General features: G+C 43.6%; 16 protein-coding genes. 9 read left to right on the top strand and 7 right to left on the bottom strand.

Annotation, left to right across the window (positions count from 1 at the left end; genetic code table 11):
• Nucleotides 1-17 precede the first annotated feature (17 nt).
• Genes PspS35_RS24305 through PspS35_RS24290 form a run of 4 tightly spaced genes read right to left on the bottom strand, consistent with a single transcriptional unit; the run spans nt 18 to nt 4,054 of the window.
• Nucleotides 18-2,273 (bottom strand): hypothetical protein, encoded by a 2,256-nt coding sequence (locus PspS35_RS24305; protein WP_159937104.1) that lies wholly within the window; start codon nt 2,271-2,273, stop codon nt 18-20.
• Nucleotides 2,270-3,070, bottom strand: coding sequence for a hypothetical protein (locus PspS35_RS24300; protein ID WP_159937103.1), 801 nt, complete (start codon nt 3,068-3,070; stop codon nt 2,270-2,272). Before PspS35_RS24300 ends, PspS35_RS24305 begins: the two co-directional genes overlap by 4 nt.
• A gap of 10 nt (nt 3,071-3,080) precedes the next feature.
• On the bottom strand, nt 3,081-3,518 hold the full coding sequence (locus tag PspS35_RS24295) for a hypothetical protein (protein ID WP_108538149.1): 438 nt from the start codon (nt 3,516-3,518) through the stop codon (nt 3,081-3,083).
• The gene (locus tag PspS35_RS24290) at nt 3,515-4,054 is read right to left on the bottom strand and encodes a hypothetical protein (RefSeq protein WP_159937102.1); all 540 of its coding nucleotides are present in this window, start codon (nt 4,052-4,054) and stop codon (nt 3,515-3,517) included. The genes PspS35_RS24295 and PspS35_RS24290 overlap by 4 nt, the downstream gene beginning before the upstream one ends.
• A 611-nt stretch (nt 4,055-4,665) precedes the next feature.
• Here PspS35_RS24290 and PspS35_RS24285 point away from each other — a divergent pair.
• From PspS35_RS24285 to PspS35_RS24265, 5 genes are all read left to right on the top strand, one after another.
• A complete protein-coding gene (locus PspS35_RS24285; RefSeq protein ID WP_133244138.1) occupies nt 4,666-5,169 on the top strand; it encodes a hypothetical protein in 504 nt (167 codons plus the stop codon).
• The gene (locus tag PspS35_RS24280) at nt 5,169-6,296 is read left to right on the top strand and encodes a hypothetical protein (protein ID WP_159937101.1); all 1,128 of its coding nucleotides are present in this window, start codon (nt 5,169-5,171) and stop codon (nt 6,294-6,296) included. The genes PspS35_RS24285 and PspS35_RS24280 overlap by 1 nt, the downstream gene beginning before the upstream one ends.
• Before the next feature lie 512 nt (nt 6,297-6,808).
• Nucleotides 6,809-7,285, top strand: coding sequence for a hypothetical protein (locus tag PspS35_RS24275; protein WP_236298329.1), 477 nt, complete (start codon nt 6,809-6,811; stop codon nt 7,283-7,285).
• 114 nt (nt 7,286-7,399) lie between these two features.
• A complete protein-coding gene (locus tag PspS35_RS24270) occupies nt 7,400-10,528 on the top strand; it encodes a hypothetical protein (RefSeq protein ID WP_159937099.1) in 3,129 nt (1,042 codons plus the stop codon).
• A gap of 2 nt (nt 10,529-10,530) precedes the next feature.
• Entirely contained in the window at nt 10,531-10,836 is a 306-nt protein-coding gene (locus PspS35_RS24265) for a hypothetical protein (RefSeq protein WP_108538154.1), read from the top strand.
• A gap of 314 nt (nt 10,837-11,150) precedes the next feature.
• On the opposite strand, the gene PspS35_RS24260 is transcribed toward PspS35_RS24265, so the two are convergent.
• The 3 genes from PspS35_RS24260 to PspS35_RS24250 all read right to left on the bottom strand — a co-directional run bounded on the left by PspS35_RS24260 (nt 11,151) and on the right by PspS35_RS24250 (nt 13,353).
• Nucleotides 11,151-11,492 carry a hypothetical protein gene (locus PspS35_RS24260; protein WP_133244137.1) on the bottom strand — a complete coding sequence of 114 codons (342 nt, stop codon included), beginning with the start codon at nt 11,490-11,492 and terminating at the stop codon, nt 11,151-11,153.
• Nucleotides 11,493-11,629: 137 nt separating this feature from the next.
• Nucleotides 11,630-12,481, bottom strand: coding sequence for an N-6 DNA methylase (locus PspS35_RS24255; protein ID WP_159937098.1), 852 nt, complete (start codon nt 12,479-12,481; stop codon nt 11,630-11,632).
• Nucleotides 12,478-13,353, bottom strand: a complete 876-nt coding sequence (locus PspS35_RS24250; protein WP_159937097.1) for an N-6 DNA methylase — start codon at nt 13,351-13,353, stop codon at nt 12,478-12,480. Before PspS35_RS24250 ends, PspS35_RS24255 begins: the two co-directional genes overlap by 4 nt.
• A gap of 440 nt (nt 13,354-13,793) precedes the next feature.
• Between PspS35_RS24250 and PspS35_RS24245 the strand changes: the two genes are divergently transcribed.
• The 4 genes from PspS35_RS24245 to PspS35_RS24230 are packed head-to-tail and all read left to right on the top strand — an operon-like array spanning nt 13,794 to nt 16,308.
• Nucleotides 13,794-14,225: a S24 family peptidase gene (locus PspS35_RS24245; protein ID WP_122752495.1), complete on the top strand. Its 432-nt coding sequence runs from the start codon at nt 13,794-13,796 to the stop codon at nt 14,223-14,225.
• An 11-nt stretch (nt 14,226-14,236) separates the two neighbouring features.
• Complete coding sequence (locus PspS35_RS24240; RefSeq protein WP_159937095.1) at nt 14,237-15,142, top strand: abortive infection family protein; 906 nt, start codon at nt 14,237-14,239, stop codon at nt 15,140-15,142.
• Nucleotides 15,135-15,863 carry a hypothetical protein gene (locus PspS35_RS24235; protein ID WP_159937094.1) on the top strand — a complete coding sequence of 243 codons (729 nt, stop codon included), beginning with the start codon at nt 15,135-15,137 and terminating at the stop codon, nt 15,861-15,863. The genes PspS35_RS24240 and PspS35_RS24235 overlap by 8 nt, the downstream gene beginning before the upstream one ends.
• The gene (locus PspS35_RS24230; protein ID WP_159937093.1) at nt 15,847-16,308 is read left to right on the top strand and encodes a DUF4113 domain-containing protein; all 462 of its coding nucleotides are present in this window, start codon (nt 15,847-15,849) and stop codon (nt 16,306-16,308) included. The genes PspS35_RS24235 and PspS35_RS24230 overlap by 17 nt, the downstream gene beginning before the upstream one ends.
• Nucleotides 16,309-16,323 lie beyond the last annotated feature (15 nt).

The raw sequence follows: 16,323 nt of genomic DNA, 5'->3' as shown, positions 1-16,323 counted from the left end.
TGTCATTGTGGTGGGGATTACATCTTGCCGGGCTGTACCGGATGGCGTCTAGGATCTGTTGGCTTACCCGTGCCTGCAGATCCTGGCTGAACTGGCTTGTCCTGCTCTGATGCTGCTGGAGGCGTGACAATCCCTGGCTTCTGATCTTGCGCAGCAAGTGCCGGCGCCTTCGCAGGTGGTTTTGACGGTAGGGCGTCTTCTAGTGTTATCCCAGCTCGTATAAGGATGCTGTCCAGCTCGTTGGCTGAAAGCTGCTCATCCTTGCGAAGGTCGTCAATAACGCGCTTCTTCAATGCCCTTGGCAGATCATTCAGGTGCTGGACGTATGTGAAGTCATTGGCGGGTATCCCCTGATGGATACCGTATAAGAAGCCGTATAGCTTCGGACGGGCATCAACCTCTCTATCCATCCTGTTGTTCGTCTGGATGAACACCTTCTTCAATTTGCCGGTTGGGTTTGTTGTTCTTATGGCTACCGCGTCCCTTACCCTCTGACGGTTAGCTATCACGAGCTTCTTGTACTCTTTGTCCATCATTGCATCTGCTTCTCTGACAAGCTCTGGAGAAGGCGTGTAGTCCAGAAGCGTTGTCCCGCAGATACGTGATGCAAGGTAGAGATTCGCTTGCGTCCTCGGGTTCGGCTCCCCTGTGCAGCGGATCTTAGTGTGGCCTTTGGCAATATGGATCGACATGGTAATGAGAGCCGAATTTAGGTCAGTCTGGTAAGTCTCGACGGCATTCCCGACGATTGTGCATACGTCTCTCTGGTTGAATTTCGACACAACGGTGTTCCCCACGATCATCTGCTTGGTGATGGATGGGCCGTATCTACTGTTCTCGTTGAACCTTGTGATGAAGTCCTGGAGGGTTTCAGTGTTATCTATGAACCTGAACTTGATCTTCTTCTTCCTGCCGCCCCCAATGGAGATTGAGCCGTTCGCCGTGGCTTCTGTGACCTGTTTTTGGATGTTCTGTTTCTTGATCATCTGGTAGAGACTGTTGATAGATTCGACTTCTTCCATGTCAATCTTCATTTGGCTATCTATGACGATCCCGGATTTTTTCGCAGAGATTTTGAAGTCGAATTCGTCCAAGTAGATCGACCAACCGCTGACATTACGTTCCCCTTTTTTGTTTTTGCTGATGTTCGGGACCAGCCTAGCGCCGAGTTCTTGGTATAGTTTTTTGTTCAGCTCTTCAACCCCATTGCTCATGTCAGAAGCGTTGATCAGCGCAACGGATTTTGAAACGATCAGGGATATGTCCGTTTTCGTTTGATTGGCTTTGTATTTGTAAGCTGAATAAAGCTCAAGCACACCCTTTGTTTGTGTCGGAAGGGTGTCTATAGAAAGGAATTCATTACCATAGTCCTTATGCTTGATTTTGATGTGCTGTTTCCCGTTAAGGTAATCATCCACAACCTCAAAACCACTGTCCTGAAGGGCTTGTGTGAATTGCGGGTAAGAAAAATTCTGACCATTGAATTGAGAAGTGATTGACTCGATTCGATTAACCAGATCAACGTGCTTACCGAAAACCTCCCCGGTGTTTGGGTTGGTCATCACATCAATCGTTTTGGCTCTGTCCTCATGCTCCATCTGTAAAAGGAATGGATACTTCTCTTCAAGGCGGAATTTTACGTCTCTCATTTTTTTGATTATGCCGCTGTGTTTTTTGCCACGGAAAAAGCTTGGTCTGTAACCATCCAGCCTGCGCGTGGACATTAGGACATGGACGTGTGGATTTCCATCTTTAAGGTGAGGAACAATCATGTATTTGAATTCAATATCCGTTTTGGAATTAGACAGCTCAAGTAAAGTTTCTTTGGCGGAATTGATAAGGAATTTTGCTTTTTCTTCGTCAGTTTTTAGAGTGGCTAGCTCGTTGTCTGTACAAGAAACGATGAACGAAAAAGCATCAGATGCTTTCGATGAAGAATTTCTGCCTTGCTTAGAATGCTGTATGAATTCTTGTGCACAAGAATTTGCGAATTCTAATGTATAATTTCTTTCATCAATATCGTTTTTTAAAAGGCCAAGCTTCTTCATTTTTTGCGGTGAATCTAGCTGTAAATCCAAATTCGTTTCTGAATATTGGACTCCTACGTGTGTGTCTATTCCTTCGTCATTGATTTTTGGAAGGTACAAATAAGCAACCGCACCTTTAATCCTGACCTTCCCTCTGATTTCAGGGTCAGAGGATTCAACGTATTCTATCTTTGCGTTGGATGTAATGCTGGCAAATTTAAGCTTAAGTGGTACGGCAATTATCATTTTTCTTCTCGTATTCTGATCGTTTTATTGTTCCTATATTTCATGTGTAAAAGCTCCAACGCTTTTGATGCTTCAAGCATTGTGCGAACCAGCAGTTCTTTGTAGTCCTTACCGATTTTCACCAGCTCATTCACGTCTCTGACGCGTCGATTCAGAAGGTCGTAAATGCGCTTTCTTTCGACGAAGAAGGGGTGCTTTGAGCTAACCCCAATCTTGAATATCTTGGCTTCTTCGATTGCCCTCACAATCTGAGTAAATGGATCGTCATCGTGTTTAAAAAACCAGTATGGTTCGTCCTCAAGCAGCGCAGATAGGCGCGTTTCGCTCTCCCTATAAAGCTCGGCGCTGCGTAAGAATTTGCGTTTGGCTACGGCCTCTACACCAGTGGTTTGTTCAACGTATTCGACGTGGACATACGTGAATTTTTCACTGAGCAGGTTCACCTTGACGTGATGCTTCAGAAGCATCGTAAGCACGTTGGGGAGCTTGACCGTCTTGCCTTGCTTGGATGTGTACTGCTGGCCTGCGCATAGGTTGAAAAGCTGCTGGAGGTTGCTCTGATTCCTGTTGAATGTGTCCTTTATCGCGGCAACGCTTTTCTGGTCCTTCAGAGGAATGTAAATGTCTTTGTCCCTGTGGAGGTGAGTCAAGAAAAGGCTCACGCCTTTTCTGTATTTGGCGATCAACTCGATCTCATTCACGACCTCTGGAAGGCGTGTGTAACCACACGCAAAGACTAGGTTCTGTAGGTCTGACTTGAAGCGTTCTGAACACCTGAACTGGAGATACCTTTTCATGGGTCAACCCTCACTGATGGGGGCTGTTATTCGTTGTGTGCTGCGGCTGGAGTTTTGTCCTGAAGGCTTCTCTTAACTTGGCAGTGTCCTTGATTGAAGTCAGGGCCTTCATTTCTTCGACAAACTCTAGTGCTTCTATTACTGAGATCGAATATTCAATAGCGCTTATTTCTGACGTGATTTTTCCTCGGGCTTCTGTTTTTATCTTCTTTAAAGACTCGTTTCTTTCAAGCAATTTGGTTTTGTTGTCGTAGGATTTTTCAGCCCTGGCTTTTGCTTCGTCAGTGGAAGATTTCTTCAGCAGGGTTTCACCGAATTTGTCTCTGCTTGCGCGAATGGTACTAGCCTGATCTTCAAGTTTTTTTATTTCCGAAGCGAGCGTTGTGAACTCGTTTTGTTTTTCGATGATTTCGTCTTTTAGATCAGATATGGTTTTTGTGGTTGTCATTTTTTATATTGTTTGTTTGTATCTATTATAGCATTTTTAATCCCGCAAATTGTTCTGTTGGATTTCATTTGTAGAGTGTAAATAAAAACTACACCTACAATTATCCCGGCGATGATTTTGTCAAATTGATTGACTGCGGCAATACTTAAAAGAATAGTTAACAATACGAATGTGATTTGCAGTTTCAAAAGGTCGAGTAAATCATAGTTGTAGGTTAGGGCTCTTTGCTTAACCGGGTTCATGAGGTAGAGATATTTGTAGTCCAAGATGGCATTGTCTATTTCGAGTTTTGAAGCGTTTAACCTAGCGAGGTTCATAGCTAATGGTGTGTATTCCTCGGCCCTAGCTTTTACAGATTTGAAGAGTGCTTTGCGTAGTTTATGGGGCTGCGTTCTCTCTATTTCTTTAAGTACGTCACGAATGTTGTCTTCTACAGAGTTTCTGTATGTTATTAAGATTTTGTAGGATTCTTTGGAGCGTAATTCTTTGCCAAGCTTAATAAGTCGAAAATGGTTTTTTAGGTGTGTGGTTATCATGATGAATAGAGATTGTTGTACTTTAGATTATAGCATTTCAGTAGCGCACTTTATTCTATTGATGTCTTTTAACATGCTTTCACTTTTTTATTGATTCATGTCTGATTTTTGTCATCACTGATTTAATGAAAGCCTTATAGAATGCGGTATCCAAACAAACGGAGTGCGCTAGATTGTTTTAATTGACTTGTCAATTAACAACCTGACCTTGCCTGCTCTAAAAATTGCTTAAAAATAGCTTTATTGAATAACCAATACATACCAAATGACGCATAGCTCTTGGTGGAATCCCCGCTCTCGCGGTCATCCGAAGGGGGGAGGGGAGGGAGTGAGGCATCCGACCGCTGCGCAGCCGGAATCAGCATCCCTACCTGGTCTGTTGGCCGTGGCCGGAATCGGCTGTGTCTGGATGGTTCGTGTACGTCATACAGAAGCGCTAAGAGCTTTCTGTCAGATCCATTCGATAGACAGGGCTGGGTAGCGCTGGTGTGTCCTTGGTTCGGCTGGTGGTAGGTGTAGCTTGCTTTGCTCCAGGGCGATGAGAGATGTGCTATCGGTGTGCCATTACCTTGGGTAGAATGCTGAAAATATCACTCAAACTAGGGAGAGTTATGAATCTTGAATTTTCGAAAAAATTTGTATTAGTAAGTTTGGGATCTGCTGCGATATGGGGAGGGTTAACCTTCATTTTATTACAGACAGGTTTTCTCCAATTGGCGGGTGCTAATGCAACGCAACTAAATATTACATTTGGTTCGATTGGTGTTACCTCTGGGCTCTTAATTCTTGTCATTTTTAGTTTTCTCAGTGATAACACATTTTCAAAAGCCTTCAAAAAAGGTGTGATGTCTTTCATCTCGTTTTTTACGGTTATTGGCTTTTCTGCATTTGCCGCTTGCCTGGTATATTATTCAAACGATGGTTGGAATAGTTTCTTTACTTTTCTCACTTGCGCAGGTCTGGCTTTTTGGATTTCCTCGTTAATTCTTTTGTACATAATTTCCAATGTCACGTTCTCGAAAACCCATAGGTGGATTGTTTGCGTCGTTGCAGCAATAGCCCTTGCATTTGTCTGTTATTGTGTATTGAGTGCACGAAGTGTGGAACTATTGTGATGGTTAAAAAAATATGGAATAACATCTGTGAATACCCATGGATTTCCGGTGTCATAGGTATTGGTTTATTGTTCATTATGGTTATCTTCATTACCTATGGGGTTAGCCTCGGACCTCGCTCACATGACCACACAGCGTGGAGTAGCTTTGGCTCGATGCTGGCTGGTGTATTCACCTTGTTTGGAACCACTGCAACCATCGCAACATTGCTGTTCCTCAATGCACAATTTAAGGAGCAGCAGAAGGTCACGACCAAGCAAATTGAAGCACTCACGTTTGAGCAGTACGTGAACCATCGTAAGCTTTTCTTCGAGCGCCTAAACGAGATTGAAGGGAGCCTAGATAATAAAATAAAGTTCAAAGATCAAAATAAGCTGTACCACAATATTTTCCCTCATAACTCTCCTTCAGAATGCTCGTTCAGGGTTCAGATCGTGAGTGGTCAATTGGCAAAGGTCGGTGACTTATCGGATATGTTTTCAAGCTATGAAATGTTGAAATACATGCTTGAAAAAAATGAGTGGTTCCATGTAGAAACTGAATTCCTTGTGAAGCATTTGATCATGATGCCTAACGCTCTGAGTTTCCTGAATGTTGATGCTGAATATGATGGCGACATGGAGCTTGAAGGAATAAACTTCGGTATCAATATCTACTCGATGAATGAGTACGTGAACCGTGTTACGACTATCCTGAATGCTTTCCTTGCGTTCACAGGTAATGCGACGGTTCCTAGCATCGATCACAAGGCTGAAAGCTCTCAGTTGCGCAAAGCCTTGATGCAGAATTTTGAAGGCCGCTATGCTGCAAAGCATGGGCTTGTTCCGATCAAAAAAATTAAGATGATTGATGAGCTGGTTAGGCTTCATTTTTGGATTGATCAAGCCAAGGATACAGACGGTCAGCGAATGTTCTTAGAAGCTTGGCAAAATCTTAATATTCTATTCAGTTCGAAGCTGAAAGTTAACGAGCTAAAAGACTCGCGAGCCTATAAAGAAATGATTCAGAAGTTTCTTGATGAGCTGCATTTAGTAAAGGATAAGGTTTCACTTAACTCTTATGAGTTTACGGTCGTGGATGAATATTTTACCAAGCTGAAAGAAATTGAAAGGGGGATAAATAATTAATTCCAAAATATATTTCCTTAACGTCAAGTTTGAGTTTTCGGTGTGGTACAATTCGCTTATAAAACAAACTTTGCTAATCATGAAAATTTCAAAAAGCCAAATCTTACAGTTGTCAGTTGTATCTGTTTTCGTCGCATTGCTCTCAATTAATGCCTTGTTTGAAGGCGCAACGGAAAGAATGGTTTTCGTATCGAATGCTATGGTTGCTAGTCTCAAATTTGCGCTTCATGGCTTGAGTGATTTTTTAAATCTATTTATTTACCCGGCGTCAATATTTTGCATCCTTGGTTTGGTCGTGGTGTATGTTCCGATGTTGTTTTTAAGCATTAGGAATGGCCGTCATTCCTGATAAATTTAAGCAATAATAAAGCCGCCTTAACTGGCGGTTTTGTTTTTATGAAATGGTATAATTGGAGCATAAACAAACTTTACTACAAATGAAAAATCAACCAACCGATTTGGAAATCAAAAGTCTACTGCACGTAAAAAGGAATCTCCTTGAGGGTGTAGGCATGAACCTTGTCCGCGTCCTACCCATTGCCGTTATGGGTGGCTTCGTGATCAAAACTATAATTGCTTTCTTCCTCAAAGAACCCTTCAGTACAAGCTTCGCCTTCTATCTATTCTCCTTGGTATTTTTAATGAGCTTACTAGGCGTTTCCTCCCTAGCAATGCTAAGAGCCAAATGCGCCGAAAAGGAAGATGGCTATGAAGGAGGGTTTACTCCGGCTCTCGCGCTTTCAGGCAAGATCCTATCAAGCAATATCCTTGCACCCGGCCAGTACGTGGCACAGCACAAAGCAATCATCAAAGACGGCGCTGTGTGCTTCCTGGTGCCCTCTGTGATGCTCGCCATAGCCTTTGCCCTTCACGTACCCGTAGTGGTGAGTCTCATCGTCCTGGGTGCCGCTGTAGGCTTGTGGTCTGCCCAGCTCAATACGATCCAAGCTAACGCATATGAAGAGGTCGAAACACTCACCAGAGGTTGATTGCTAATGGAATTCAAAAGGTCGCATTTAAGCGGCCTTTTTTATTGAGAGATTATCTATGTAATAAAAGGCATTCGGCAAATGGTATAATTAAGAAAACAAATCTTAAACTTAATGCGTCAATTCAAAATTCTGTTCGCAATGCTTTTTCTTCTGTTAATTGGCAACCAAGCCCAAGCTCTCGAATATTCAAATATTTGTGAAGTGATGAGGACAGCAACACCTCAATCCAAGGGGTTGGCTTCACAGATAACCCAAGGCATGTTCGCTTGTGATGCCGATCAGGGGGTAAGCGTGCTTCTTGCCCTTGAAGGTACTAATTCCACTGCTGTTAAAGCGATCAAGCCGATTCTTATAAACGCTGGTCGTACTGATGCGAGCTTCTCAAAGCCTAGCCCTTTCCTCGATTCAATGACTACATATTTAACCAATATAGGTTTGGGCGTAACAGGTCTGATTGCTGTTTTTTTGATTTGGAAGTTTTTATATGACAAGGCCAAAACCGGTAGCCTTGAGGCTGCTATCAAAAACAATACTGTAAGAATGATTGCACTGCTTCTGCTTTTCTGTCACCTCATCATTGTGAGCGTTGTAATGTTGTTGTTTGCAATATTTGGATTCATGGTCTCGAATAAGCATGCACTTTCTACTGATTTAGAAGAGCTTTCCAAGTCTGAAGATTATAATGTGGTCAGACCAGAAGAGAAGATGGTTTTCTCTGCAAATATCGAGAGGATAAACGATATAGCTACTGAAGATGTTAGGACGATAGACGCAATGTTTGCTAATAATCGTGTGGCATTGGGGGAAGCCGGGTATACAAGAGGTGAGATACTTAAAATTTCTGCTGACGCCGGTTTAAAGGTTTCGAAGGATAAAAGCTGGGGTAGACCCAACGTAGACGCAACCACCAATTGGAAGAACATTGTTCATTGGCTCAACGAAGTCAAAGACTATTCGATGAAAAAGTCTGCTGACGATTATCCCTTCAAAGACCAAGTGCTTAAAGGTTATCCCGCTAGTTTTGGTAAATTCATCATTGGATCGAATGGTGCTGATGTTGAGCAATTGACGGGGGAGAGCCTCAATGACGGCACCATGAGGTCAATGTTCGAAAAAGGAGCAAAAGCCAGTAATGAAATGTTGGGCGGATCTTCTACCTATCTGAAAAATACTGGTACGTTAGGTCGTAAGTATTACGCTCAAATCATGGATGACAATTTCCAAACGAACTCAATGAATGTTGTTGATGGTAAGTTCGACGCAGAAGAGCAAGCCATTGTTGATGATGCTTATGCTAAATCAAAAGAAGTGATGGGCATTTTAAAGCTTGACGAAATTGGAGTCAGTACATCATCAGTTGCAGAAGTCATAAAGTCGAAATTTGCATCGGGATTTTTATCGGCGTACATGGGGCACGACTTCGATGCTGATGGTGCATCATTTCAAAACATTATTAACTATTTTAAGAATACGATTGTTAAAGCCAAGCTTAACGAATATTGCACTGACACATGGTCTGAGCATGAATCTTCCAGGAGGGCTATAAAGCAATATAACGAATTACCTAATGACGTAAAGGGTAGCAAATTAAACCGTGATCAAGGATCGGATTCAATCTCTGATTTTGACATGCAGTGCGCGACCCTTAACCCAACCTCATTGAAAATTGAGATATTGGGAAGCGAAAATCAAGCTGACGTTCTCAAATTCAGAGCGGTGCAATTAGCATACTTAACGGCTGCTAATAGGGCTTTCGAGCTTTATTACATTGGGGTAAAGAAGGCACTGCAAGAGAACAAGGAAGGCATAGACATGCTGACCTATGAGGTGCTGACGAATTCGACAAAAGGGATTTTAGGTAGTGCTTTGTCAGCTTCATCGATGTCTAAATTCCGCAACAATAAAAATATCAGTACCCAAACATTGAAAAATGCTTTCTTTGTTCACTGGGATAACGCCGATATTAAAAACTATAACTATGTGAATAGAAAGGTGCTTTGTGGCATACACGATGTTAGGCCAGAAGGCCAAGCAAGCTCGTGTAACCTTGTACCGTTTGCCCCGATTGATTACAAAGGGCTTTACCTCTCAGCAATTATTAACGTAACACCTTCCAATCTTTTGGACGATGGAAGCTGGTTTAGTAAATTCGACTTTAACAAATTAATCATGGATGCAATCGGTTTTGATTTCACCTCCATCAAATTGATGGCCGGGTTTGATCCCTCGCTGTCGATTATGAAAGGTAGAGCGGAGTGTGCAGCAAATCCACAAAGCTGCGCGAACAATTACCATATAGGTCTCGCTGCTGGGATGTACATGCTTGGTAACGAGATGTTCGACTTTGGTGTGAAGATCATATTGCTTAAGGCGCTTACAGCTGTTGCAGATGGAACTCTTGATTCGATTATAGAGATGATCGGTTCTAGTGATTCATCATCAGCAGGAATCAAAACTGGCCAGTTCACAGGAAATATCGCTAAATTCCTAGGTTCGTTTAGCGGTAAGACAGTACAGATAGCTCTCAAATCCATGGATATTATTATGAGTGCGTATTTACCGCTGGGGTATGTATTTGCTGCTCTAGGTTTTTTCTGTAAATACGTTATTCCTTTGGCCTTATTTTTTATGTTGTTGGGTAGATTGATTTCGTTTATCTACTTCGCGTTTTTCTTCAAATTTATCGAAGCTCCGGTACTTTTCAGCTACGGAGCCATAAGCGGTAATCCTATCCATTTACAAAGAGCTGGGTGGAAGTTGGTTTATTTAGCTTGGTACATGCCAGTACTCGCTTTGTTTTTGAAAGTGATTTCATTCACTGCAGACAATATGAATGCTCAAGGTTTAATTGCTGGAATTCTAGGTATGAGTGATGGGTCGTTTATTGGAGATATTCTTGCAATTCTTGCTACGGTAATCTTTATCATTTTCTGTATTTTCAGTATCTATAAAAGTGGTATGGACCAATTCGACAGTACAATGAAAGTAATCGGTAATGAGGATACCCCTGCTGATGATTCAGCAAACAGAATGTATGCTTTATTGTTTGCGAATAATAGAATGCAAAATGCGATCAGTTCTAGTGTCCCAGCACTTGAGAAAGGCTTCAAAAATCTTGTGGCTAACAATTTGAAGGCAAAGCAATACGAGGCTCAAAGGAAAGAGAGAAATAGACAAGCTAGTGAAGAATTCAGTAAGGAAGAAAATAAAAATAAACAAACCACTGAAGGGGAGGCTTGAATATGAATGAGCAATCTAAAAAGCACTACTATTGGTTTTTGGTAGCTATCGTCGTGCTAGGTCTGGTGAAGGTTTTTACCGTTTTAAGTTTCGGTGCGATGTTGTTAACTGCATTCGCTTGCGCGGTATTGTTTTGGGCAATTCTCAAGGGTGTGAATATAAATCAGAAGCTCATTGCAAAGATTGAACAAGTTGATGCTGCGAATCGTGATGTGATTGAACACAACGAAACTCTGATGGGACTGGAAATGTCGCGCAAGAATGAGGTCAGAAAGAAGAGACTTGAAAAGCTCGGGCGTGGTGATTGATGAGGTTTCTTGCTTGTGTCACCAGAGCCTTTCTGTGCTGTTTCCTTGCCTTGAGCTTGGCGTCGGCCAGTGCCGCTATACAGCCTTGGCCTGTTGCTGTGATGCCTAGCGCCATGGATCTGGCTCCCCTCGTTGCCTCTAACCGTGTGGCATGGCCTGTGACCTGTTCTGTGTTTGCGTTCATCCTTCGGGAAGGGGAGAAGACGAACGTGTTGAGGGCGTTGCTAGGAGAGGACGTTGAATCATTAAAGATTGCAGGTAGGTGAGTGAGGTTTCTAGGATACAAAAAAAGCCCATTAGGGCTATTTGAGTTATTATATTTTGAATTTTACCTTTTTGCTCTTTGGTTCAGGCGTTGCTGTCAGTTTTGCCTTTTTAGCTTTTTCCAGTAACAATTTTAATCCGTAATCTAGGTGTGAGCCTTCGCGTGATCTCACTGGATTAACGGATTGACCCTTGTTGTCGTAAAAGTCTATGGATATCGGAGTATCATTTTCCATGATTCTTTCGTTTTTATTATCTGTGAGATAAGCTCTGCTTTTACCATTGGATTGAGATCTAATTTCTATCTTGAATCCCAAGCCTAATATTTCATTGTAGTTGGTGTTGGCTGCTGCTTGTGCTTTTTCATTTGCGGGTTTGTTTAATGTTGTCATTCTAATTACCTTTCGAATATGTCGGCATAATTGCTTTTCATATAAATATATTACCATTTGCATTGTCGTAAAATCAGGGTTAGGTGTAACTATCGTACCATTTGGATTTTATTTTTTAGGGTTGTGCGAAAATAACCCTAGCTTTTATTTAAAATCCTATTCGTCAATGAATTCATATGTTTGAACTGTTGAAGCTTTTCCTGCATGTGCTGGTCATGAGCGAGCTTGACGTTCAGGAGAACCTTTTCAGGAGTCTTGATGACTACCATCGACTTACTATTAGGTTTCGTCTCTGTGAGCGCATTCGAGCAAATGACTCTCAGCTGATGAAGGTCATGCTCATGAACCACCATGCTCGATACGAACTGCAGGGCCGCTGCGCAACACATCAATGGGTCAATGTCGTTCACCATTAAATTGAGTAATTGCGTGCGGTGGCGTCCTACTCTGGCTTCTCTCTGTGCTGCTGGTAACGTCAAGCTACCTGCCCCACTGCAATCATCATGTATGACATACGGCTGGGTGCGCTTATCTCGGTCGGATTCGCACACGTCTATCAGGTTGCCAATCAGATTAGCCAAGTCTGGTGGAGTGAGGTACTGACCTAAACCATTGCCCTTCTGGTCATCAAGCCATATGTCTTCGATGAGCGAATGCAGCACGTCTGAGAACGCAGGTAGGGCTTCTACAACTTCTTTGTAGATTTGCGCTGACCTTGCCAACGCTGCCAGGTTGATTGAGCTGAACAGCTTTGCGTCTAGACAGATGTAGGTATCGTCAATGAAGACGTGTTCGGTTAGCTCCAGGTCAGTGGCTCCATAATAACGGTATCGCGCCGCAAGCTGATTCAGCATCACTCCAAGGTTGAATTTGATGAAGATGGATAAGGCCAAATCTCGTTTTGCTCGTTTGCCACCGGTTTGATGGCTTGTAATCTGAAAGATTGAGGCTTTCAGGGCTTTGATTTGTTGTTCGATAGGTAGGCTCATGCTGCACCTACCAATTGCGTAGCGCTGTGTACTCTCCTGGCTTCGCTATCACTAAGAGGTGTGACATTCGCCGGGTAGCCAAATATCTCGTAATAGCCACACGCACGAAGCTTCTCTTCACGAGTCCTGGCGCGTGATTCATAAACCTTGGCAGGGGTTATGAACCTGAAGAGGTAAGGATTTCCAGAAGTCCACTCTGTAATCACGTTTGAGCAGTGCTGTGTGAACTCGCAAAGGTCTATGTCGTTAATCACAGTGTTGGCAATGATCTGGAGGGTCATGGTGCAGCACATGAAATGGTCAATGTCGTTCGCTATGACAGTGGCATTTTTCGCGTGATGGGGATTTTGCTTCATCATTTGCTGCAGTGGTGCCAACACTAATGCACCAGCCCCGCAGCACATTTCCATGACCTTGAATGGCTGGTCTGTCTGCATAGGCATGAGTTCGGAGCATCCGCTTGCGAGGCTTGGAGGTGTCAGACACTGCCCGAGTCCTTTCCCGCGCTTGCCCACGAGCAGTATGCTTTCTAGGAGAAGTGACAGAACGTCAGTGTATGCAGGAGCTATAGACACGATTTCAAAGTACTGTGCCACTGCGATACAGAGTGCTTCGGAATCGCAATCATCGATCTGTTTTGAAGAGATTTCGTAAAGGGAAGGGTGGATCACTATGCATTGCATAGTTTCTGCGTCTGACAAACCCAATCGCTTGTACCGTTCGATGAAGAGCTTTAGCTGAATATTCAGTGCGCCTTTCACGAACAGCTTGAATGAGTTTTCTTGGTTTGTTCTATCGTTTTCAGGATGATTTTCGTAAATCTTAAATATGGTTTTTCTAAGAGTTTCGATTTGGTTTTTTAATTCATTCATTTTTCACCTATTCAGTAATGACGGAGAAAATATAAATCGAATTAAATGTGGTTGTCAAGATTATTATTATAATATTGGGTTGGTTCTTTGGATAAATTGTATAATGGAGCTATAAACAAATCTTTTAATGATGCGGAAATCTAAGCTAGAAGCAAAAAACAAAGGCAGTTCATTTTCAGGGATTAATGAGAGTCCAAAAAATTCAGGCCCTTTATCTAAATATCAAATCGATTACTATAAAGGATTTAATGTTGGTAAAAGTGTCGAAGTAATTAATGATTATGTAATTATCTGAAAGCCATTTGTTTTTTTTGGGTTATGTACCGGCATTGCTTTTTTATCGAAAGCGAAGCTCGTCTGTCGGACGGATCTGTAGGTCGCTTGTCGGCTGCTGGCACGTCGCGCCATACTGTTTGCATGTACAGTGTGAGCAAGCCCCCATGTTTTCCATCCTCGGTCCTATCAATCCCCCTGTAGATCCTCTGCGAAAGCCCATCGTGGGCAGGGTTTCGTGTGGGTTTCCTTCCCCAGCCTTGGAGTACTCTGAACCGCCTTTGAGCCTGGATGAACTGGTGTGCCTGCGTGAGCCTTCGCGTTGGTTGCTGCGTGCTGACGGGGATAGCCTTCAGGGGATTGGGATCTACGATGGTGACGTGCTGGTCGTGGATAAAGCTTTGGACCCCCTCAATGGTGACATCGTGGTTGTGGTCATTGGCTCTGATTTCTGCTGCAAGGAGTACAGAGAGCGCCTAGGAAAATCGCCCGTTCTGCTGGCTCACAATCCCCTCAATGCAAGCATTGAGGTGGGAGAGTGGGAAGACATCGAGCTGTGGGGTATCGTCCTGCACAACCTACACCGTGTGTCTCGATAATTGAGTGCTTTATGACTAGCAGAAAAGAAGCTCTTTCCCGTTTGACCAAGCAGGTACTGGAAACGCGAAGTGAGGTACGAGCAGGTCTGGAATCTGTAGAGATAGAATTGCGTGAGTCAGTTAATGGTCTAAGAATATACGCAACCGGTAAAAGAATAGATCTATATAGAATCGACGAATGGGACTGGGAATATGGAATGTTGCATTTCGACGGGGAAAATTTAAGGATTCTTACTTCCACAACTATGGAGGATGGTCAAAATTACGGAACGCCTTACGAGGGGCACATGACTTCGCGGCATATGAGCGAGATCAAAGACGACAATGCGATTATTAAACTAACTTCTCCTGACTCAATAAACTCTATTTGGAACGCATTGGAAGATCAGGCAAAGGAGATGCTTGGTGAGGCTAAAAGCTCCGCTAAACTCCTGTCCGAATTTTCGGATGTTCAAAGTGAGAGCATCCATAAAGAATTAGTAAACTTGATGGATGGCGACTATTTTGAAAGGCAATGGGTTCGCGCAAGACTTGCAATTGAGACAGATGCAAGTGACTCCTTAACGCGCACAACCCAATTCCTTCAATCGGTCTGCCGCCATTACCTGGAAAAACGTAAAATCCCTTTGGGTAACAAGAAAACCATTACAGATTTCATAAATGCTGTCGTAGCCGATTTCCCCCCGCTGAAATTTCCAAACGGCGAAGACCATACAGCAGATATTAAAGCCTTTTTTGGCGGCGTTAAGGGAATATCACAAAGTGCCGGGGCTTTAAGAACACATTTGGGTACGGCCCATGGTGGAGATAAAACCGCCAATGCTGATGAGGCGCGCCTGTCCAATAATCTAGCGGGTGCAGTGGCGATCTACATTCTTGAAAAACTTAAAGAGCGGATGGTTGCAGAAAATGAGTGATGACGGATTTTCTGAGCTGGCAGCTCGATCAGCGAAGGTCAAAAACGAAAACCTGCAACTGTTGCTTGGGTTGAGAGCGTTTGAACGAAAGCTTCTCGATTTGGTTGAAGGTCTTGGCTGTGGTGGTAACAGTGAGACCGTAGTGTTTGATGAAATTCTCGACCAAGAACATGAGCCGATGGGGCACACAGCTTGTTATCTCGCATTCACTGGACGGGAGCTAATGATTGGATGGAAACAGGTTCCTTGTCCAAGCGAAGAGGATTACTGGACCCTTTGCCCATTGGACAAAGCGGACACTGACCTGCACAGGCGTATCAGTGACCATAAGGTTCTGAATTCACTGGTAGCTGATCTCCTGGTTAACCTTGATCGGGAGTACCTGAAAACTACCTCTGTGGTTCAGTCCCTATCCCAATTTGTGACTGTCGAGAAGGCCGCGATGGATGCCGATCTCGATGGGCTCTTCCATGGCAATAGAATGCTATCGGATTCCTGGTTGAAAGCTCGGGGATGTGTGCTGACTGATCCAGAGCTTTCCATCACGTTGAGCTGCAGCCACATTGAGACAGTACTGAAAGCTTGTCTCAAATCTCTAGGTGAAACGGGCTACCAGAAAGACGCGATTGAGAAGCTTGGTAGCAAGGTTTTGGACATCCTGAAAAAGTCCTCGGTTATCGACGAAGCTACCTCGCAAATGATGCGTGGAGTATGCGAGTAGGGCATGCGCAAAGCTCCGGTCTGAAGGGCAGCTTGCTTCCTGCCTCCAGGTCTTCATTCAAACGTCCCGCTTCGATGACAAGCCCTACAGCCGTGCTGTGATCTGTGGCTTGCCGGTGCCGAGTAACGACACTCGGGAGTTCGTTGCCGTGGCCCTTGAGGGACTACAAAAGATCTACGTGCCAGGCTATCGTTATGCCAAAGCTGGAATCGTGTTAAGCCAGTTCGTCAGTGGTGACGGCTATCAGCCGGATCTGTTTGCACCAGAGCCTAGGCGAAATTCAGAGACCTTGATGAAGGTGCTAGATGGGATCAACGCTCGCTATGGCCGGGGTAGCATCAGGCTCGCTGTGGAGCCACCCATTCCCCAGTGGGGAATGAAAAGGGATTACCTATCAGATAGTTTTGTCACCGATTGGAATCAGCTCAAAAGGGTTTTATGTTAAGTTGAGAAAATATGG

It is taken from the genome of Pseudomonas sp. S35, assembly GCF_009866765.1.
GTDB lineage: Bacteria > Pseudomonadota > Gammaproteobacteria > Pseudomonadales > Pseudomonadaceae > Aquipseudomonas.
This window is presented reverse-complemented; position numbering and strand designations above follow the sequence as displayed.